Annotated in this window: 20 protein-coding genes; 13 read left to right on the top strand and 7 right to left on the bottom strand. The window is 54.9% G+C overall.

Going from position 1 to position 20,810, the window contains the following annotated elements; translation table 11 throughout:
• Positions 1-6: 6 nt before the first annotated feature.
• From GOW48_RS19500 to GOW48_RS19520, 5 genes are read left to right on the top strand one after another with little or no spacing between them, the layout of a single operon-like run.
• On the top strand, positions 7-1,101 hold the full coding sequence (locus tag GOW48_RS19500) for a M24 family metallopeptidase (protein ID WP_170755771.1): 1,095 nt from the start codon (positions 7-9) through the stop codon (positions 1,099-1,101).
• Complete coding sequence (locus tag GOW48_RS19505; RefSeq protein WP_170755772.1) at positions 1,101-2,108, top strand: ABC transporter permease subunit; 1,008 nt, start codon at positions 1,101-1,103, stop codon at positions 2,106-2,108. Before GOW48_RS19500 ends, GOW48_RS19505 begins: the two co-directional genes overlap by 1 nt.
• Entirely contained in the window at positions 2,108-3,010 is a 903-nt protein-coding gene (locus GOW48_RS19510) for an ABC transporter permease subunit (protein ID WP_170755773.1), read from the top strand. Before GOW48_RS19505 ends, GOW48_RS19510 begins: the two co-directional genes overlap by 1 nt.
• Positions 3,011-3,014: 4 nt before the next feature.
• Positions 3,015-3,992: an ABC transporter ATP-binding protein gene (locus GOW48_RS19515; protein WP_170755774.1), complete on the top strand. Its 978-nt coding sequence runs from the start codon at positions 3,015-3,017 to the stop codon at positions 3,990-3,992.
• Positions 3,989-4,945, top strand: a complete 957-nt coding sequence (locus tag GOW48_RS19520; protein WP_170755775.1) for an ABC transporter ATP-binding protein — start codon at positions 3,989-3,991, stop codon at positions 4,943-4,945. The genes GOW48_RS19515 and GOW48_RS19520 overlap by 4 nt, the downstream gene beginning before the upstream one ends.
• 2 nt (positions 4,946-4,947) lie before the next feature.
• Here the strand turns inward: GOW48_RS19520 and GOW48_RS19525 are convergent, their stop codons facing one another.
• Complete coding sequence (locus GOW48_RS19525; protein ID WP_170755776.1) at positions 4,948-5,622, bottom strand: GntR family transcriptional regulator; 675 nt, start codon at positions 5,620-5,622, stop codon at positions 4,948-4,950.
• A 76-nt stretch (positions 5,623-5,698) separates the two neighbouring features.
• On the opposite strand from GOW48_RS19525, the gene psrA reads away from it, so the two are divergent.
• The 6 genes from psrA to GOW48_RS19555 all read left to right on the top strand — a co-directional run bounded on the left by psrA (position 5,699) and on the right by GOW48_RS19555 (position 12,406).
• The gene (gene psrA / locus GOW48_RS19530) at positions 5,699-6,952 is read left to right on the top strand and encodes an iron-containing alcohol dehydrogenase PsrA (RefSeq protein ID WP_214648686.1); all 1,254 of its coding nucleotides are present in this window, start codon (positions 5,699-5,701) and stop codon (positions 6,950-6,952) included.
• Between the two features lie 73 nt (positions 6,953-7,025).
• Positions 7,026-8,270, top strand: coding sequence for a phosphonoacetate hydrolase (phnA, locus tag GOW48_RS19535; protein ID WP_170755777.1), 1,245 nt, complete (start codon positions 7,026-7,028; stop codon positions 8,268-8,270).
• 13 nt (positions 8,271-8,283) lie between these two features.
• Complete coding sequence (gene phnY / locus GOW48_RS19540; RefSeq protein WP_170755778.1) at positions 8,284-9,732, top strand: phosphonoacetaldehyde dehydrogenase; 1,449 nt, start codon at positions 8,284-8,286, stop codon at positions 9,730-9,732.
• Between the two features lie 12 nt (positions 9,733-9,744).
• The gene (locus tag GOW48_RS19545) at positions 9,745-10,683 is read left to right on the top strand and encodes a LysR family transcriptional regulator (RefSeq protein ID WP_331251838.1); all 939 of its coding nucleotides are present in this window, start codon (positions 9,745-9,747) and stop codon (positions 10,681-10,683) included.
• Between the two features lie 105 nt (positions 10,684-10,788).
• The gene (locus tag GOW48_RS19550) at positions 10,789-11,493 is read left to right on the top strand and encodes an NAD(P)H-dependent oxidoreductase (RefSeq protein ID WP_170755780.1); all 705 of its coding nucleotides are present in this window, start codon (positions 10,789-10,791) and stop codon (positions 11,491-11,493) included.
• Positions 11,494-11,755: 262 nt separating this feature from the next.
• The gene (locus GOW48_RS19555; protein WP_170755781.1) at positions 11,756-12,406 is read left to right on the top strand and encodes a GNAT family N-acetyltransferase; all 651 of its coding nucleotides are present in this window, start codon (positions 11,756-11,758) and stop codon (positions 12,404-12,406) included.
• Positions 12,407-12,413: 7 nt separating this feature from the next.
• Here GOW48_RS19555 and GOW48_RS19560 read toward each other — a convergent pair whose 3' ends face one another.
• Positions 12,414-13,421 carry a helix-turn-helix domain-containing protein gene (locus tag GOW48_RS19560; protein WP_170755782.1) on the bottom strand — a complete coding sequence of 336 codons (1,008 nt, stop codon included), beginning with the start codon at positions 13,419-13,421 and terminating at the stop codon, positions 12,414-12,416.
• 233 nt (positions 13,422-13,654) lie between these two features.
• Here GOW48_RS19560 and GOW48_RS19565 point away from each other — a divergent pair, with 233 nt between their 5' ends.
• On the top strand, positions 13,655-13,891 hold the full coding sequence (locus tag GOW48_RS19565) for a DUF6489 family protein (RefSeq protein WP_170755783.1): 237 nt from the start codon (positions 13,655-13,657) through the stop codon (positions 13,889-13,891).
• 198 nt (positions 13,892-14,089) lie between these two features.
• Positions 14,090-14,530, top strand: a complete 441-nt coding sequence (locus GOW48_RS19570) for a phasin family protein (protein WP_170755784.1) — start codon at positions 14,090-14,092, stop codon at positions 14,528-14,530.
• A gap of 58 nt (positions 14,531-14,588) precedes the next feature.
• Here GOW48_RS19570 and GOW48_RS19575 read toward each other — a convergent pair whose 3' ends face one another.
• Genes GOW48_RS19575 through GOW48_RS19595 form a run of 5 tightly spaced genes read right to left on the bottom strand, consistent with a single transcriptional unit; the run spans position 14,589 to position 20,434 of the window.
• Entirely contained in the window at positions 14,589-15,812 is a 1,224-nt protein-coding gene (locus GOW48_RS19575; RefSeq protein ID WP_170755785.1) for a DUF445 domain-containing protein, read from the bottom strand.
• Positions 15,813-15,824: 12 nt separating this feature from the next.
• Positions 15,825-16,658 (bottom strand): alpha/beta fold hydrolase, encoded by an 834-nt coding sequence (locus GOW48_RS19580; RefSeq protein WP_170755786.1) that lies wholly within the window; start codon positions 16,656-16,658, stop codon positions 15,825-15,827.
• Complete coding sequence (locus GOW48_RS19585; protein WP_170755787.1) at positions 16,655-18,292, bottom strand: PHA/PHB synthase family protein; 1,638 nt, start codon at positions 18,290-18,292, stop codon at positions 16,655-16,657. The genes GOW48_RS19580 and GOW48_RS19585 overlap by 4 nt, the downstream gene beginning before the upstream one ends.
• 27 nt (positions 18,293-18,319) lie before the next feature.
• Positions 18,320-18,799 (bottom strand): MaoC family dehydratase, encoded by a 480-nt coding sequence (locus GOW48_RS19590; RefSeq protein WP_170755788.1) that lies wholly within the window; start codon positions 18,797-18,799, stop codon positions 18,320-18,322.
• A 3-nt stretch (positions 18,800-18,802) separates the two neighbouring features.
• A complete protein-coding gene (locus GOW48_RS19595) occupies positions 18,803-20,434 on the bottom strand; it encodes an AMP-binding protein (RefSeq protein WP_214648687.1) in 1,632 nt (543 codons plus the stop codon).
• Positions 20,435-20,810: the final 376 nt, after the last annotated feature.

The raw sequence follows: 20,810 nt of genomic DNA on the forward strand, positions 1-20,810 counted from the left end.
GCCCTCATGCCGGATTTGTCCGAGTATCGTCAACTGGCAAAGGACATGTCAGTCGATGCCGTGGCCCTCGTGCCCGGTCCCAATTTCACCCGCGCGTTGGGGAAACCCTTCATGAGCCACGAGCGACCCTTTGTGGTCGTTATCCCGGCCCAAGGTAGTCCCGCCGCGGTTGTCCCCAATCTGGAGCTTGGCACCTGGGCGCTGGTCGGCTTTGACGGTGCCGTGTTCGATTGGATGGACCAAACGGGCTGTGACAGCGCTTTTGCCGCTTTGGCTGCGCACATGCCGCTGACATCGCTGGCCGTCGAAGGGCAGGTGATGCGGGTCTTTGTGTCGAAGGCTTTCACCAACGCGCTGCCCGATCTGCGCATTGTGGATGCCGAACGCGAAATCTCGGGCTTGCGGATCATAAAGACCGACGAAGACATCGCGGCACTGCAAGCGGCGATTGACATCTCGGAACGCGCGCTGGAACGAGTGATTGCCGATGTGCGTATCGGCCAGACCGAAAAACAGATCGAGCAGGCGCTGATTCAGGCACTGTTTGCCGAGGGCGCGGCCTCGTTGGCGTTTGCGCCGATTGTGGCAGCTGGTGACAATTCGGCCCAACCGCATGGCAAGGCGAGAGCGGATTATCAGATCAAACCCGGCGACGCGTTGTTGTTCGATTTTGGTGCGCGCAAACACGGCTTTGCCGCCGATATCACCCGCACTTTCTTTGTGGCCGAAGTTTCGGACGAGGGCAGGGATGTTTATGACACCGTCCTGCGTGCCAACCTTGAAGGGTTCAACGCCTGCCGCCCGGGCACTACTGCGCATGACATCGACGATGCTGTCACCCGCGTACTTGAGGCATCGCCCTATGCTGACCGTATCCGCACCAAAACCGGGCACGGGCTGGGCCGCGACGTACATGAAGCGCCCTATATCATGCGTGGAAATCATCAGGACATCCTTCCCGGCATGGTCTGGACCAACGAGCCCGGGCTTTATGACCTCGGAAATTTTGGTGTTCGGATCGAAGATGATGTTCTGGTGACGCAGGATGGCTGCCGGTCACTGACCCGCTTTCCCAAAGATCTCACAATCATAGGTCGCTGATGTTTGGCTACTTCCTTTCGCGCCTTGGAATGTTCGTTCCGACATTTCTGGGCGTGACGCTGATTTCCTTCATGTTCATCCGGGTGCTGCCCGGCGATCCCATCATCGTCATGGCCGGAGAACGCGGCATGACCGAGGAACGCTATCAGGAGATGGTGGTCAAGCTGGGCTTCGACAAACCGGTACTGCAGCAATACTGGGACTATCTGGTCGGCGTTATGCATGGCGATCTGGGTGAAAGCTTTGTCACCAAGAAACCGGTCTGGGATGAGTTCTTTGCCCTGTTCCCAGCCACGCTGGAACTGTCGATCTGTGCGATGATCTTTGCCGTGGCTCTTGGCTTGCCTGCGGGTGTGATTGCTGCCGTGAACAGAGGCAAGTTCTTTGATCGCGCGCTGATGTCCTCGGCTTTGGTTGGCTACTCGATGCCGATCTTCTGGTGGGCCCTGCTTCTGATCATCGTGTTTTCAGGTAATCTGGGCTGGACGCCGGTATCGGGGCGGATCGACCTGCTGTATTACTTCCCCAGCGTTACCGGTTTCATGTTGATCGACAGCCTGCTGTCAGGGCAGGAGGGGGCGTTTACGTCAGCCGTGCGTCACTTGATCCTGCCGACCATCGTACTGGGCACCATCCCGCTGGCGGTGATCGCGCGCCAGACTCGCTCGGCCATGTTAGAAGTTTTGGGCGAGGATTACATTCGCACCGCCCGCGCCAAGGGTCTTTCGCCCACGCGGATCAACGGGCTGCATGCGCTGCGCAACGCTCTGATCCCGGTGATAACAGTGATCGGCCTGTCGGTCGGCACGCTGCTGGCCGGCGCGATCCTGACCGAGACAATCTTTAGCTGGCCGGGCATCGGCAAGTGGATGGTCGACAGTATTTTCCGCCGCGACTATCCGGTGGTGCAGGGCGGGCTGCTGATGATCGCCGTGATCGTGATGCTGGTGAACCTGCTGGTCGATGTCCTTTACGGCATCATCAACCCCAAAATCCGGAGACGGTGATGGCCGAGCTTTCCGCAACTACGCCCAAGACCGAGGACCGCCCAAGCGCCCTGCGCGAATTCTGGTTCTATTTCAGCGAAAACCGCGGCGCGGTAATCGGATTGTATGTGTTCATGGCCTTCGTAATCTGCGCGGCCTTTGCGCCTTTGCTGGCGCCCTATGACCCGACCGAGCAGTTCCGCGACAACATTCTGCAACCCCCCGCGTGGCAAGAGGGCGGCAGTTGGGCCTTCCCGCTGGGCACCGACCCATTGGGCCGGGACATGCTGTCGCGGCTGATCATGGGATCACGCTATTCCTTCTTTGTGGGCATCGTTGTGGTCTGTGTGGCTGTGACGGGCGGCGTGATCATCGGGTTATTGTCCGGCTTTGCGCCGAAATGGGTCGATACGCTGATCATGCGGGTGATGGATATCATCCTGTCCTTCCCCTCGCTGCTGTTGGCGCTGGTACTGGTAGCCATCCTTGGGCCGTCGCTGACCAATGCGATGATCGCTATCGCTATCGTATTTCAGCCGCATTACGTGCGCCTGACCCGCGCCTCGGTTCTGTCTGAACGACAGAAAGACTATGTCACCTCGGCCCGTGTCGCGGGCGCGGGCAAGGCGCGGTTGATGTTCAAGACTGTGCTGCCCAACTGTCTGGCCCCGATCATTGTGCAGGCGGCGCTGTCATTCTCAACCGCTATTCTGGACGCCGCTGCCCTTGGATTTCTGGGAATGGGCGCACAGCCCCCCACGCCGGAATGGGGCACCATGCTGGCTGAAGCGCGCGAGTTCATTCTACGCGCCTGGTGGGTCGTCACGTTCCCCGGCCTTGCCATTCTGGTCACGGTTCTGGCGATCAACCTGATGGGCGACGGCCTGCGCGACGCGCTGGACCCGAAACTGAAGCGGAGCTGACGATATGAGTTTGTTGGACATCCGAAACCTCACTGTAGAATTCGCGACCGCCTCGGGTAAGTTCCGCGCCGTCGACGGGGTGGACCTGTCTGTCGACCGGGGCGAGCTGATGGCCATCGTCGGCGAAAGCGGCTCGGGCAAATCCGTGTCGATGCTGGCGTTGATGGGCCTGTTGCCCTGGACCGCCACGATCACCGCAGATCAGCTGAGTTTCGAAGGTATCGACCTGACCAAAATTTCGGCTCGCGACCGGCGCAAGATCATCGGCAAGGACATCGCCATGATCTTTCAGGAACCGATGTCGTCGCTCAACCCCTGTTTCACTGTGGGGTTCCAGATCAAAGAAGCGCTGCGCATCCATCTGGGCCTGAACCGCAAGGATCGTCACCAACGTGCGATCGAGTTGTTTGATCAGGTCGGCATTCCCGCGCCGGAAAACCGGCTGAACACCTTTCCACACCAGATGTCCGGCGGGATGAACCAGCGGGTCATGATCGCCATGGCGATTGCGTGCAACCCCAAGCTGCTGATCGCTGATGAGCCAACAACAGCGCTGGACGTCACCATTCAGGCGCAGATTCTGGACCTGCTGGTGCGGCTGCGCGATGAACAGGGGATGGGTCTGGTGCTGATCACACACGATATGGGCGTGGTAGCCGAAACCGCCGAACGCGTGCAGGTACAATACGCCGGTCAAAAGGTTGAAGAACAGCCCGTCAAAGATCTGTTCCGCACCCCGCGCCACCCTTATACCTCTGCGTTGCTAAGCGCACTGCCGGAACGGGCAACTTCGAAAATGCTGCCAACCATCCCCGGTGTCGTTCCCGGCCAGTTTGACCGACCAAAGGGGTGCCTATTCAGCCCGAGGTGCATGTTTGCGGATAACACCTGCCAATCCATCCCCCCCACACCACATAGTGAATCATTCGGCAAAGCCCGGTGTCACCATGTCGAAAGAATTGCAGCCGGAGAAATCGCATGACGGCCCCTATCGTTCAGGCAACTGCGTTGGCCCGGCACTACGAGGTCAGAGGTGGACTGTTGTCGAAATCCGCAACAGTCAAAGCCCTGTCCGGAGTAGATTTTGAACTGAAACCCGGCAAGACACTTGCCATCGTCGGAGAATCCGGCTGCGGCAAGTCCACATTGGCACGTGTCGTCACTATGATCGAAGAACCGACGTCGGGAACACTTACAATAGACGGCACCGATGTCACCCCGTCGAAATGGGCCGAAATGCGTGAGACCGTTCAGATCGTATTCCAGGATCCGTATGGCTCGCTCAATCCCCGGCAACGGATCGGGCAGATTCTACAGGAGCCGCTGACCATCAACCGCCCCAACATGTCCGCCTCCGACCGCGAGGCGCGGGCGCGCGAGATGCTTAACCTTGTCGGCCTGCGTCCCGAACACTACGACCGTTATCCGCATATGTTCTCGGGCGGTCAGCGCCAGCGGATCGCCATTGCTCGCGCTCTAATGTTGAACCCTAAAGTGTTGGTCCTGGACGAACCGGTCTCGGCATTGGATGTATCGATCCAATCCCAAATCCTGAACCTGCTGGTCGAGTTGCAGGAACGCCTGAACCTTGCCTATCTGTTCATCTCGCATGACCTGTCGGTAGTTAAACACTTCGCCGATGATGTGATCGTTATGTATCTGGGCCGCGCGGTCGAGCACGCCACGAAAGACCAACTGTTCGCCGCCCCCCGTCATCCCTATTCCAAGGCGCTGTTATCGACCACGCCGCGCGCGGACCCTGAGGCGCGCAAGGAACGGATCAAGCTGGAGGGCGAGTTGCCCTCACCCATGAACATCCCCTTGGGCTGTGCTTTCGCGCAACGCTGCTGGCTTGCAACCGAAGAATGCCGCGCCGCACCACCAGATCTGAGTGGTGAGTCGCATCAGGTGGCTTGCCTACACCCGCTGGATTGACCTTAGTCACCGTTGCGCGTGGCAGTCACCATCTCCAGCAACTGATCCTTGGTGCGTGCTATGTGGCGGGTCAACAGAGCGCAGGCGCTCTCGACCTGTCCGGCTCGGGCCAGCGATAACAGCTCGCGGTGGTCTTTCTTAGCAGGCTCTCGCTGTTTCATTACACTCAGGTGCATTCGGACATAGCGGTCCGACTGCAAGTTGACGCGTTGCAGGATTTCATTGCTCAACCCGCGATCAGCGGCAGCATATAGCGCCATGTGGTAAGCATTGTTCAACCCGCCCCAACGGCCCACGTCATTGGCATCGTAAGACTTCTCCATCTCATCCAGAATGCGCTCACACTCGGAAAAATGGATTAGGGTCATCCGCGGTATTGCGTGCCGGAAAAGATCGACCTCAAGCAAAACGCGCAGATCGAAAATCTCGGCGATCTCGGACAGAGAATGTGTGGTCACCGACGCGCCACGGTTGTTCGTCAATTGAACAAGACCTTCGGCGTCCAGTCGTTTGAGTGCCTCGCGGATTGGCATGCGGGAAACGTCATAATCCTCGGCCAGCGCTTCTTGCCGAATAACCTCTCCCTCGGCCATCTCCCCGCTTAGTATCCGCTCGCGCAGATCGTTTGTTATGACATCGGGCAGGCTTTGCCGTGGGATCGCGCGTGTTCCGCTCATATGTTGTATCTCGAGTGGTGGAGTATTTATCCAAAATACAAAGTAACTTGCGTATTTCCAAGGCTCTCAATCAGTAATGTCAGAATTTTGCAATTCTATTGCAACACTCAATACTTATCATCCAAACAATCTATTGGACCGATGGAATAAAGTGATCCAGATTGCCGCCGAACAAAGTTGGCCAATTTCCTATGAGGGTCCAATGTGGCGCTATTACAATCCGGTTGAAATCATGTTTGGCGCCGGTTCTGTTTCGGAACTGCCAAAACTGATTGGCGGCCGAAATTATGCTTTGGTCACTTATCCAAGTGATCCTTTCCAGCGCCTGGCGCAGCGGGTTGAAGAAGCGGCTGGACCAGCTGCGGTAGTAATAAACGACATCGCACCCAACCCGGATTTCCAGCTGCTTGGGCAGCAGTGCGCGCAGTTAGCTGGAATACGGCACCAAATCGAGGTGATTGTAGCCTTAGGAGGTGGGTCCGTAATCGACTCGGCCAAGGTTTTTGCGGCCGCAGATGGCAGTTTTGACAATGTAGTGACGTATTTAGAAACCGGCGGCGGCGCGGCAAACTTGGGAACCATTCCCATTATTGCGGTTCCGACGACTGCTGGCACCGGTAGTGAGGTTACATGTTGGGCCACAGTTTGGGACGAGCAGCGCGCCAGAAAATACTCACTTTCACGACAAAATCTCTACCCAGAAGCTGCGGTGATTGATCCTGAACTTATGGTCAACAAACCCCATGAACTGACCCTGTCCACTGGGTTGGACACACTTTCCCATGCTTTGGAAAGCATATGGAACATCAATGCAAACCCTATTTCGGCCAGACATGCCGTCCATGCAGCTGGCACCATTCTAGACACTTTGCCCGATCTGCTAAACGATCTAGGCAACCTTAGTCTGCGCACGCAGATCGCAGATGCAGCACTCAGCGCCGGGCTGGCCTTTTCCAATACAAAGACTGCCATCGCCCATAACCTGTCTTATCCAATAACCCTCGGATGGGGTATACAGCACGGAATTGCTTGTTCGTTCACGCTGCCAGTGATCTTAAGTTCGGTCGACGGCATTGGCGGGTTTAGACAGGCTGCCCTGCACGATGTTTTCGGTTCGAATCTGAGTTCCGCTTCGATTGAACTGATGACCTTCCTGAATCGGCTAGGTGTTTCCACCCGGTTTGCAGACTACGGCATATCCGACGCTCAACGAATGGATATTGTCGATGAAGCCTTTGCCGGTGAACGCGGCCGTAATTTTGCGGGCACAAAAGAGGCATTCCTGAAAACGCTGGACGCGCAGGATGGCAAAAAATCCAAGGTCGCCTGAACCATCTTTCAAAATAGACCCCGTGTGTCAGCCACTGTTGATCTGACTAACGCTCATACGCAAGGACCGCCCTATGACAGCTCAAACCCCGATCACCGCAAATGAACGAGTTTATCCGACGCCCAAAGTTCCCGCGATTGCGATTTGTCTCGATGGCTGCGAGCCAGAGTATCTGGATGTAGCCATCGCCAAAGGGCTGATGCCCACGCTCAAGCGAATACGTGAGACCGGCACGGACCGACTAGCGCACTCGGTCATTCCGTCCTTTACCAACCCCAACAACCTGTCAATCGCGACCGGACGTCCGCCAAGTATTCATGGAATCTGTGGGAATTACTTGATCGACCCCGACAGCGGTGAAGAAGTAATGATGAATGACGTTCGTTTTCTGCGCGCGCCTACTATCTTTTCAAAGTTCTACGAGGCTGGATACCGGGTCGCCATGGTGACTGCCAAGGACAAGCTGCGCGCTTTGCTTGGTGCCGGATTGAAGTTTGACGAAGAGCGCGCCGTCGCGTTCTCGTCCGAACGCTCGGGCGAGACGACAAAGGCCGAACACGGTATCGACAACGCAAGCCAATGGCTGGGAATGCCTGTGCCCGAAGTGTACTCGGCGGACTTATCGGAATTTGTTTTCGCTGCGGGTGTGAAGCTGTTGGAGGAGTTCAAGCCTGATATCATGTACCTTTCGACCACAGACTACATTCAGCACAAATTCGCGCCTGACCAGCAGGGTGCACTGGATTTCTACGCGATGTTCGACCGGTATCTGGCGCAGTTGGATGCTATGGGCGCAGCCATCGTCGTCACTGCAGATCATGGCATGAAGCCCAAACACCATACGGACGGAACACCTAACGTAGTCTATGTCCAGGACCTAATGGACGACTGGATGGGGGAGGATGCAGCCCGTGTGATCCTGCCGATCACTGACCCTTATGTGGTTCACCATGGCGCGCTTGGCAGCTTTGCCACCGCTTATCTTCCTGAAGGTGCGAACCGTTCCGATATTGTGGACAAGCTGAAAGCGACCGACGGTATCACCCATGTCCTGACCAAGGAAGAAGCCATCGCCGAATACGAACTTCCCGGTGATCGGATTGGGGATATTGTCATGGTCTCGGGTGAGAATATCTGCATCGGCACCTCCGAGGATCGTCACGATCTGGCCGCCTTGAAGGAACCGTTGCGCAGCCATGGCGGCCTGACCGAGCAAGAAGTTCCCTTTATCGTCAACCGCGTCCTGGATTTACCCTCGCAACCAGAACTGAGGAACTTTGACGCGTTTTTCTATGCTACCACCGCCGCAGCGCAATAAAATGGACGGGATCATGAACGCTTCAGACATTCGCCACGAAGGAATGCGTATCGGAGGAGAGGTTGTCTTTACTGATGCGACTGTACCGGTCCACTACCCTTATACGAATGAGGTCGTGGGCACCGTCCCGGCAGGGACAGCGGAACACGCGCGCAAGGCATTTGAGATTGCCGCAAACTACACGCCAAAACTGACTCGATACGAACGCAGCCAGATCCTGCAGCGCGCGGGTGAGTTGATCGGTGAAAAGCGGGACTACCTGGCCAAATGGCTGACGTTGGAACTGGGCATTTGCCATCAGCATTCGATTTACGAAACGAAACGCGCGCAGGATGTCTATCAGTTTGCCGCTGCCGAGGCGTTAAAAGACGATGGGGAGATTTTCTCGTGCGATCTGACCCATAACGGGAAAGAGCGTAAGATTTTCACCAAACGTGAACCCGTCACGGCAATCAGCGCCATTACACCGTTCAACCATCCGCTAAACATGGTCAGCCACAAGATCGCACCGTCAATTGCGACCAACAACTGTATGGTGTGCAAACCCACCGAGTTGACGCCGCTAACCTGTTTGGCGCTGGCCGATATTCTGTATGAGGCCGGTCTGCCGCCCGAGATGTTCCAGGTTGTAACCGGTTGGCCGCAGGATATTGGTGACGAGATGATCACCAACGAAAACATCGACATCATCACCTTCACCGGAGGTGTTCCGGTTGGCAAATTGATCGCGTCGAAAGCCGGATACAAACGCCAGGCGCTGGAGTTGGGCGGAAATGACCCATTGATCGTTCTGAACGATCTCAGCGATGCTGATCTGGACAAGGCCGCCACCATCGCGGTCGCAGGTGCAACCGGCAATTCGGGCCAGCGGTGCACTGCGATCAAACGCATTTTGGTACAAGAAAGCGTGGCCGACAAATTCGTTCCTCTGGTGTTGGAGAAAGCGAAGGCGATCCGGTTCGGTGACCCTCAGGACCCGGAAACTCAACTGGGCTGTGTGATCCATGACAAAGCCGCCGCGCTGTTTGAAAAACGCGTCCACATGGCCGAAGCCGAAGGTGCGGAAATCCTGTACCACCCCGGTCGCCAGGGGGCATTGCTACCTCCGATTGTGGTCGACAAGGTTCCCCATGACAGCGAGTTGGTGATGGAAGAAACTTTTGGGCCCATCGTACCTATCGTGCGCGTGCCCGATGACGATGCGAAGGTTATGGAAATCTCGAACGGTACCGAGTTCGGCCTGTCCTCGGGCGTGTGCACCAACGATTTGAACCGGGCAATCGCCTTTATCAACGGGTTGGATGTCGGCACTTGCAACATCTGGGAACAACCAGGCTACAGGATCGAGATGTCGCCCTTTGGCGGAATCAAGGACAGCGGCAACGGCGTGAAAGAAGGCGTAATCGAAGCGATGAAGTTCTTTACCAACGTCAAAACTTATTCGCTGCCCTGGCCCGGCTAGTGGCGCAGATGGGTGTTTCGTACTATCCCTGACGGCATGTCATTTGATTTGAAAAACCTAAACCTGTTTGTCCGAGTGGCCACCCTGGGTGCCATTGGACGGGCAGGGGCGGAGTTCGGTTTCTCGGCCACCAACACCTCACAACGCCTGCAGGCGCTTGAGACCGAACTGGATGTCAAACTGCTGAACCGCACCACGCGGGCTGTATCCCTAACCCCGGACGGAGAGCTGTTTCTAGAGCATGCCAAGCGCATCCTCGAAGACGTCGAAGATGCGCGCACCATGCTGTCTGGAAACTCTGGAACAGTATCAGGCAAACTGCGGGTAACAGCATCCGCGTCATTCGGGCGGTCACATATAGTGCCACATGTACCCGAATTCCTTCGGCTCTACCCGCATGTCGAGCTTGATCTGAACCTAACCGATACGGTGCTCGACATTGTGGAACTGGGGTACGATCTGGCGTTTCGTCTGGGCGATCTTGGCCCATCCAGCCTGTTGGCCCAGAAACTGGACGATGATCCGCGTCTACTGGTTGCGGCACCTTCCTATCTGGAACATGCAGGGACGCCTGAAACTGCGGCCGACCTGGCCAATCACGCTTGCCTGACAATGCACCCGCGCGAGGTCTGGCACCTGATTGATCAATCGGACACCATGCATGATGTGCGCGTGTCTGGCCCCGCGACCGTCAGCCTTGGTGATGCAGCGATGGATTGGACGCTGGCCGGATTGGGGATCAACAAAGCCTGCCTGTGGCAGACCGGAGATCATATTCGATCCGGGCGTCTGGTTCGGGTTCTGCCTCATCTGCGCGCCTGGCCGGATTCGAAAATCTGGGCCGTGCGCCCACCGGGCCGATTGATGCATGCCCGAGTCCGCGCGTTTTTGGATTTCATGCGTGTTCGGATCATCGCCGCCAACAAGGTGCTCTACGCCGACCTGATCTGAAGCTATTCTTCCGGTATACGGGATTATCATTTCCGAATTCTGCAGATAGCGGCAGACAATGGAAGGGCATAGATGCGGCTCATCACCAATTCGGAGCCCCATTCCATGAAAGACCTCATCGAAACCAGCGATGTTCAGACTCAGATCATCGACGCCTTCAATTTCCGCCACGCAACTAAAGTGTTCGATCCTGAGCGAAAAATCACTGAGAGCGAATTCAACACAATTCTGGAAGCGGCACGCCTGTCGCCGACCTCGTTCGGGACCGAACCGTTCCAATTGCTGGTTGTGCAATCCCCTGAGAAACGAGAGCTGTTTCGTGACTTCACCTGGGGCGCGAACGGCGCCACGAATGGTACTGCCGGACAGCTTGGAACCGCAAGCCATTACGTGATCATCCTGTCACATACCGGCGCAACCATGAAAGCAGGATCGGATTACTTGGCCCAGCACAACCGCGAGGTCAAACAGTTCCCCGAAGAAGTCATCGAGATGCTCGGCGGGGCTTACGCCAAGTTTCAAGCGCATGATTTCAAACTGGAAAGCGACGCGGATATCGAAAAATGGGCTGCGCGTCAGGCCTACATCGTTATCGGCAACATGATGACCGCCGGTGCGCTGATGGGAATTGATTCATGCCCCATCGAAGGGTTCGAGTTGGACAAAACCGAAGCTGTTTTGCGCGATCATTTCGGGATTGACACTAACGTCTACAAACCTGCCGTTATGGTGGCGTTCGGCTATCGTGCGGATGGTCCGATGTTCGCCAAAACGCGCCGCGAGATGGCCGATATTGTCACATGGGTGTGACGTATATGCCCGGCACGACGTGCCGGGCACCCCGCCTGCTACCTCACAAACACTCGGCACGAGGCGCATGGTGCATAGCTGACTCATGTATCAAACAAGCAAAATCGGACAATCTACTGACAGCTCAGGACAGGAAGCATCTGGGACGCTAGGTCAGTTCGAAAAAGTTTGCCAAATGCGTCATAAGACTAAGTTACAGAGCGTGATTTGAAAGATCCGCGAAGACAAGAAAAACGGGGAACCAAACGAAAGCGGCGGCGCAATGGGTTCAACTTCCCTACATCTGGACAATGACCGAGGCTTCAAGGCAAGGTTGGACAACGGTGTCAGCATCTACGTGCGCCCAATGGGCGTTTCCGACAAACATCTGATTGCGCAAGCAATCCATGATCTGTCCGACCAATCCCGATACATGCGCTTCTTTTCTGCGTTTCACGACGCCCCAGAACCTGTTTTGGACCTTCTGGCCAACGTGGATGGCGACAAGCACGTAGCTTGGGGTGCCGTAGACTCTGAACAGAATGGGCGGCCCATCGCCGCCGTGCATGCAATCCGGGGAAACCCGCAAGACAAGGATGTCGAAATCGCCTGCACGGTTTTGGACGACTATCACGGTCACGGCATATCCCACCTTTTACTGGCGGCCACCGTGTTCGACTGTCTGGCTTTAGGGGTCGAGCTCGCTCATGCTGAAGTTCTGTTCGGAAACTATAAGGCCAAGGGTTTGTTCGAAGGGTTGAATGCCGACCTCGTGGAAAGCGACGAAACACTGTTGTATCGCATGGAATTGTCTTCACTCTTACGGACGATTGAACGGAAGGGTCATCCAAATTCTTTGGCGCAGTTTATGCACGCGCTGCGAACTTCTGCGGATCCCAGCCCCACAATAGGCGTTCCGTGGTCAAACCCATAAAGCACATTTATTGTGAGATTCTATAATATTTAGGCGTGCGTCCGGTCCATCGCCGGAACGCGCGGACGAAACTAGCTGTTTCTGAGAACCCCAGAACGTGCGCGATCTGCTCGGTGCTCAGTGTCGCTTCGCGCAAATACTTTAGCGCAAGCTCCATTCGAACAGCGTCCACAATTGCACTAAAAGTCGTTTGCTCTCGCTTCAGGTGCCGCCTGAGGGTACGACTGGTCAAACCAAGGCTCTGAGCGACGGTATCCATACTTGACGAAAGTGCAACATTTTGAATCAAGCTCCGACGGACCTGACCACTGACACCGTCTTTTTGGGTGATCTCGGACAGTTCGTTTTCGCAAATTCGAACGAGCTGATTGAAAGTCAACTGGTTTCCCAGTTCGACTTTATGATCCAACCATTCCACTCCGACATGGAACCGGTTCCGTCCTGCGTTCAGAATGATCTCGTCTGCTGCATCAGCCGGCAAGGTGTATGCGCTGTCATTGGAATATCTGACTTCGATACGGCGTGAGGTAAAACCAGCGCCCATGACATCCCTGTGCAGCGAGTTGTAGATGCCCAACTGTAGATTGACGAGGAATTCGTAAAACTCTTTTCCGGCGTAAGAGGCCGGGACAGGCTCAAAACCCCACCCTTCAGCACCCTCGTCCTGCACAAACTCCATCGATGCGGTAGGAGCAGCTAAGAAGTGGTACTTTTGCGCAAACTCCGCGGTCTCGCGATAATCCACGCTACAGAGAACCGCGTATCCGTAAAGCCCGTAAGAAGAAACGTGCAGGTTTTGGCCGATCTCATATGGTATGTGAGGGTGCCATTTCCGGTCCGAGATGTTCCTGAACGCCTTCAACAGCTGATCATTGGAAATCCGAAAATCAACGTCGTACAATTGGGACGTTTCAATCCCCGTATCGTCGAACATATGGCCTGTTTCTAAGCCACGCCGCCGCAATACGTCGAGTGCTGCGTTTATCTTCGCGATGTTGTGTACCCGTCCCAGCAAGGTTCCTCCCAAACCTCTTTCAACCAGAAATCTGACTGGTTGGCCTTTCTAGTCATCCATTATGTCCTGATCGGTAATAAACATACAAGACATCGACAGGTTAGCATCGCTTAGGTCTGAATCTGCCGTATGAATCAAATCACAGGGTTCAAAGTCACAGATTTCATGACGCGATAAATTAGGTGGAGCATTCGGCACCGTCAAAAGGACAGCAAAACAGGAGGAGACCTGATATGAAGATTGCCATTGACCTCGATATGACACCGGCAGAGCTACGCGATGCCCTTGGTCTTCCGGATGTTAAGTCCGTGCAGGACCGTTGGGTCGCCAGACTGGAAGAGTCGCTAAACGAAGAAATTGCCAAAATGTCGCCCGAGGCGCTGGCTGAAAAATGGGCCGGGGCACTGGTTCCAAACACTGATCTGCTAAACGTTTTCATGAAGATGATGCCTGGGGTCGACACCAAATGACTGTGGTCGTAGCTCATGGCAGGTTGTGACCCAACGTAACAATCATCCAGCGACCTCATGAGAACGTAAGCTACTGGTTTTGATATGATTTAACGCTGTCCTCCACTTATGCTGCAGTGCAGAATATTTATTGCGCTGCAGCGAAGTCTCAATATATGATCACAGTGTCAACGAAATCAGACCCGGAAGGAGGCCAACATGGCTACTGCAAAAACCGCTGCCAAGGCACCCGCAGCTGAAGAAAACAACGTCACCTCGATGGTGAATTCGATCACGTCCTCATACAAGGATGTTGCCAGCAACTTCAAAGGTTACAGCGAAAACCTGACCCAGTATGGTTCGGTTGCAAACGAAACTGTTCGCAAGACCTTTGACGGTGTCGTCGCATTTGACCGTGCGCTGATCAACTTCCTGCGCGCCAACCTGGACAACACTGTCGAGCATGGCCGCAACATCGCGAAAGCACCGAACATCGCCAACGTCGCTTCTCTGCAGCAAGCCTTTGTTACCGAGCAGATCGAAGCCGTCAGCGGCCAGATCAAAGAGCTGAGCGACATCGCAGAAGAGCAGTCCAAGGCAGCTCTGGCACCTCTGTTCAGCGCAGTTGAAGACGCTGTCGCAAAAGCCGACAAGAAATAAGATCAACACGGTTTACGTGTTAATACCCCGGCGCCGCCTCGCGCCGGGGTTTTTTTTGTTATCCGATCATATGTTCAACTGTAAAAAGAATGCCGCCGATCCCAAAGCCCAGCAAAGCGCCGTTGATACGGATGAATTGCAGGTCTTTCCCGGCCTCGGTTTCGAACCGCTCGACCAGCAAATCTGGGTCCCAACCCGAAATCGTCTGAGCGACAAACTCACCAATATAAGGTCGGGCTTCTGGTATCATGCGCGCGGCAAAGTCGGCAATGGATGCATCGAGCTTTTGCTGCAGCGCCTCATCATCGGCCAAACGTTCAGCCATCTGTCGAATGTATGTCTGGATGGCGCTGACAGCTTCGTCGCTTTCCAGATAATCCGCCATTTTGCCTTTCATACTTGTAATCAGCGCCCGCAAGTTATGCTCGAAACTTACCGTACCCGAATAGTCAGCGGCAGCGTTTTCAATTACGTGTTGAAGGTGATCCGTTTTGGTAAAATCGCCAAGCACCTGAACAGCAGCGTCTTCGAAATCTTTACGCAGCTTGCTATCGGGCTTTGCCAGGTCTTCAAGGACCGACAGCAATCCATTCACAATCAACTCCGAGGCATTGCGATCCAGTCTCGATGCGATCCACCACCGACTGTTGTCACGTACAAGCCTTTCGACTGCCCCACGATTCTGATCAACCGTTTCGTGCAGAAACTCAACAATCTCCGTCAGGGTCTCGCCCTTTAGGCCCCGTTGCAGCAATTTCGACAGTTCTTGTGCGACTTTGGGGTTCCCGGCAGCCTCTCCTGTCAGCTTTCGAACCAGCTTACTGAGCATTCGCATCAATTTGTCAGGCATATCGGCCCGCAAGACCTGTACGACACCCTGCAAAAGTCTTTCTATAAAGTATCCTGATTGGCCTTCACGCAGCAACCAGACCGCAAGTTTCGCGGATATGGCGCTACCCTTCAGCTTTTCCAGGATCAGTTCGGTCTGCAGGAAATTCTCTTCGATGAACCGCCCGACATTGACGGCCACTCGCGACTGATTTCGCGGCAACAGGGCGGTATGCGGAATCGGCAAACCCAGCGGATGCCGAAACAACGCAACAACTGCAAACCAGTCTGCCAATCCCCCAACAATTCCAGCACCGGCGGCAGCGCGCAAAAGTTTAACAGGCCAATCAGGATCTGTTGGTACAAATGTCACCAGATAGATCGCAACAAGAACAACAAGCGTTCCCGTTGCGAATTTTCGCATGGCCGGCAGGTCCAATTCTCGTTGTCCCATGCCGGGCTATCCTTAATGTGGTTCGAAGATAAAACGCTCGACCCGTTGGGCAGTTTCGACCGGCATGGTCACCATAAACAAGTGACCGCAGGGCATGACTTCCAACTTGCCCCGATCCAGACGACTGGCCAGGATACGACCATTGGCGATGGGGACAATTGGATCGTCTTCGCCCATCAGAACCAGTGCCGGCATTTTCAACTTGGGCAAGTAATGCCAACTGGTCCAACCGACAATCGCCGACAGTTGATACATGTATCCAACAGGTGTTCCGTGATCCAGAGCCTCGGAAAATTCGCGCATCAACTCTTCCTGCACGGCAACAGTACCGCCATACAAAGTCAAAGCGTTCTGAATCATAAAGGTTGGGTCACTGTGGCGCTTGGGCGTGACCATCTTCAACAACGTTTTCGGAGATCCCGGGATCATGATTGCGCCCGCAGCCGTGGCAGCAAGCGTAAGAGACAGAACACGGTTGCCATACATGTGCGCGAATTGCTGTGCCGCGCCACCACCCCATGACACGCCAAAGACATGGACGTCGTAAATATCAAGCTGATTTAGAAGCGACGCAGCCATATCCGCGACATGTGACAATCGATACGGCAGTGTCGGTGTCGGCGTTCCTCCGACGCCGGGCGCATCAAAAATGATAACCCGGACATTTTCGAAGCTGGTGATGAAACGCTCGGCGCTTTCGATGTTGGCGCCAATACCGTTAAACAGCAACAGCGTTTGCCCGGCGGATTCGGGATGGTAATCCGCATAGCGAACAGGCCGACCCCATACATCCGCTGTGCGGATGACCATCTTTGCTTTTTCTGTCTGCTGGGGTTCTATATTCATGCCTTACCCGCTTCAAGATGGACATAGGTACCGGGTGAGGCGCAAATGGCCGGATAATCTTTGTTCCCAGTCGATTTGGGCGCTGCTTTTTCCTTGGCAGACCGTTCGGTCATCCATTCAACCCAGTGCAGCCACCAGGTGCCGTCAACCTCGGTGCTGTTTTCAAGGTACATTTCGGTCGATTCCGGCGGATTGACCATGCGGCGGAACTTGGCCTTGCGGTTGGAAGGTGGGTTCACGATAGCCTGAATATGACCGCTGGAACTGAGAACAAACTCTGACGTCCCGCCCAGCATGTGCACCGTACGATAGCAACCATCCCAAGGCGTGATGTGGTCTGTGGTTCCACCTAGAACGTAGGAATCGCAGGTTACGTTGGACAAATCCGCTGCTTCGCCCAAAACCTCGGCCGTTCCGGATTTCAAGCCGTTGGCCTGCAGCAGGTCCATATAGTCGCTATGCAAACCAGCGGACATATTGGTGGTGTCGTCATTCCAGAACAGGATGTCAAAAGCTGGCGGGTTCTGACCCATCAGATAGTTGTTGATCCAATATGCCCAAATCAGGTCGTTGGGGCGCAACCAAGCAAAGACCTTGGCCAGATCATTCCCATCGATCACACCTTTGGCGCGCGATATTGTCTTTGCCAGCTCAAGAATCTCCATGTTGGCGAACAGGCCCATCGAGGTGTTGGCCGCGCCGTCCGTATCCAAAATAGTCACAAGGAAGGTTGCGCTGGCTGCTCGGTCAATCCCTTTGGCCGCCCAATAGCTCAGGAGCATCGACATCGTGATCCCACCCGAACACGCACCCGCGATATGAACTTTTGGCGAATTTGTTATCTTTGTCACGATCTCAGAGGCATCGTCCAGCGACCGCACGTAGTCATCCAGACCGTAGTCAGCGTCTTCCGAGCCCGGATTGCGCCACGATACGATGAAAACGGTGAACCCTTGCTGCACCAAAAACTCGACCAGACTGCGTTCCGGTGACAGATCCCAAACATAATACTTGTTGATCTGAGGCGGCACGATAAGGATCGGAGTACCTTTAACCTTGTCGGTCTGCGGCGAATATTGAATCAGTTCGCGCAGTTCGTCACGGTGAACAACGTCGCCTTTACTGATACCGAGGTTCTTGCCCACTTCGAATTTGGACCGGTCTACAGAAGACGGCATGCCGCCATTGTTGACAACATCGTCCAACAAGTTCCGCATCCCGGCAACGATGTTTTCACCGCCCGTCTCAAGCGTCTTTTTCATAGCCGACGGGTTGCCCATCAGCACGTTGGTCGGAGACCACGTATCCAGAAACGTCCCCGTCAACAGCTTCATACGCTCGGCGTCGCGATAATCCAGATCCAGCTCGTCAATCCAGTTCATCGTATTGCTGCACCAAGCCAAGTAGCTTTGTTTTAGCGAACGGTAAGCCGGATTGCTTTCCCAAACCGGATCCGCAAAACGTTTGTCGGCAGGTGCGTCCTGAGTAGGGCCAAGGCCACTGAAAATGCCAAACATCTGGTTCCCAGTGTTCATACCCATGCGCATGAACTCCATGGGTTGCTTTGCCATAGCGCTGTAGAAATTTGAGATCGCTCCGGCAAACCCGTCGTCTTTGAAGTCTTTGTCAGACATTTCAATGTCCTCCCGTATTCTACGAAATTAGGTAAAGGCCATCGCCAGAGTTTCGGCGATCAGGGCCGGATCTTCCTGCCCAGCGACCCGAGCCGTAACGGTGGATCTGATAAGAATACGACCGCCGCTCTTTACTTCGACTCCGGTCAGAATTGCCGAAACCTCGACCGCTGCCCCACTTGGAACGGGTGCCAGGAAACGCACTTTGTCCAGACCATAGTTCATCACGCCCTTGCAGCCGTCAGGTACGATACCAAGGCCCATCTGCGCCGCAGCCAACAGTGACAACGTCAAATAGCCATGGGCAATCGGGCCGCCAAACGGGCTGTGCTTTTCAGCCTTCTCGACATCAACATGAATCCACTGCTGATCACCTGTAACATCGGCAAAGCCCTGGATGCGGTCCTGATCCACCGTAACAGGAGTGCTGGGGCCGAAGGTTCGGCCCACATGCTGTTCAATATTCTCGACTGTGTAGTCGATGGGAAACGTCTTGTCGTCGCTCATGGCTTACAAACCCCGCAGGTCTTTTCTGAGAATTTTACCCACCGTCGATTTGGGCAGCTCATCCAAAAACTTGATCTGTTTAGGAACTTTATATCCGGCCAGTCCTTTGCGGCAATGTTCGATGACTTGCTCAGACGTAAGGTCAGACCCTTCCGTGACGCTAAGGAACAACCGGATTGCCTCGCCCGTCTTTTCGTCTGGAACGCCGACTGCGGCCACTTCTGCCACTTCGTCCAGCATGGCCACATGGGCTTCGATTTCGTTCGGATAGACGTTAAAGCCAGAAACCAGAACCATGTCCTTCTTGCGGTCAACGATTTTGATCAGGCCCTTCTCGTCCCGCACCCCGATGTCGCCGGTGCGGAAGTAACCGTCTTCGGTAAAGTTCGATGCGGTTTCTTCCGGGCGGTTCCAATAACCCTGCATGACCTGAGGGCCTTTGGCACAGATCTCGCCGGCTTCGCCAACACCGACCCGGTTGTCTTCATCATCCAGCAATATGATGTCAGTCGACGGCAGGGCATATCCCACTGCGGCCGAGAACTCATCTTGTCCCATTGGGTTCAGGGTCAAGACCGGAGAGGTCTCGGACATGCCATAACCCTCTAGAACATGATGCCCGGTGATCTCTTTCCAGCGGTTCGAAACGGCCTCTTGCACAGGGGCACCGCCGCCGATCATTGCGCGATAGTTCGAAAAATCGACATCCTTCAAGCCCGGATGTGCGCATAGCCCGGCAATAAGCGTATTCACGGCGGTTGAGACAGTGAAACCACTGTCTCGGTAAGCCGAGATCAGCTGTTCCGGATCACGCGGATTTGCCACAAGGTAGTTAGTCGACCCGATCGAACTGTAGGTGATCATATTCACCATCAGGGCAAAGATATGGTACAGTGGCAACGGGGTAACGATGACCTCTTGGCCGTGCCGCATGGCTTCAGGCAAAGCGGCTTTCGTCTGCTCAGTATTCGCGACAAGATTCCGGTGTGATAGAACGGCGGCTTTGGACAGGCCCGTAGTACCACCGGTGTATTGCAGGAACAGCAGGTCATCGCCAGTGATGACAGGCGGATTGAATTCCAGATCCTCACCTTCTTCTACCAGCTTGGCAAAGCTCAGCGTTTCGCTCAGGCGCGTGTCCGCAGCCGGACTTGGGATCGGCGTCGCGGTCATATCACCCAGATCAACCGTAATCACAGTCTTGATCGGAGTGTTGTCGACAACCTCTGCCAGTGTCGGAGTCGAACCACCGAAGATCACGATGATCTCGGCGCCAGCGTCGTTCAACTGATGCTCTAATTCGTGCGGCGTGTACATCGGGTTGACGTTCACCTGAACGCCTCCGGCGCGAATGATACCCAGCATGGCAATCGGGAAGGCCAGGATATTAGGGACCATAAGCGCGATGCGGTCACCCTTTTTGACGCCCAGTTTCGATTGCAGATACGCAGCAAAATCGCGCGATAACCGATCTGCATCCGTATAGGTCAGGCTGCCGCCCAGACCGACATATGCCGTCTTTTCCGAGTAGGCCAGAAAGGCCTGCTCGAACATCTCGACGACCGAGCTATAGCTATCGGGGTTAATTTCCACTCCCATGTCGGGCCAAATGACTTCAGATGTGATTTCGGTCACAGGTTGTTCCTCCAAAAAACTGCGCAAAACGCTCAATTCGGTGACAGGTCGCTCCGTGCAAAACCGTGACCCGCCGATCATGAATTCTGTCTGCAGGCGATCCGCGTATCGTTCAATGTCAGAAGAGGACGAAAAATCGACATGGCAGGACACTACAGGTTCGTTTCGTAGGGTCACTAAGAACCATAGGTCGGTTTGGCACCAATGGAGCAAGAGCAACTGCACTTCTTTCCGAGGGCTCCAACAAACAAAAACCCGGCTGGCAAATACCAACCGGGGTCGCGATTTAATAGTTTTTGGGACCAGCTCTAGCCTTGAATGACATCCTGCCGCTGCACGCCCAGTCCCTCGATCCCCAGCTCCATCTTGTCGCCGG

The organism is Ruegeria lacuscaerulensis, assembly GCF_013033355.1.
Taxonomy (GTDB): domain Bacteria; phylum Pseudomonadota; class Alphaproteobacteria; order Rhodobacterales; family Rhodobacteraceae; genus Ruegeria; species Ruegeria lacuscaerulensis_A.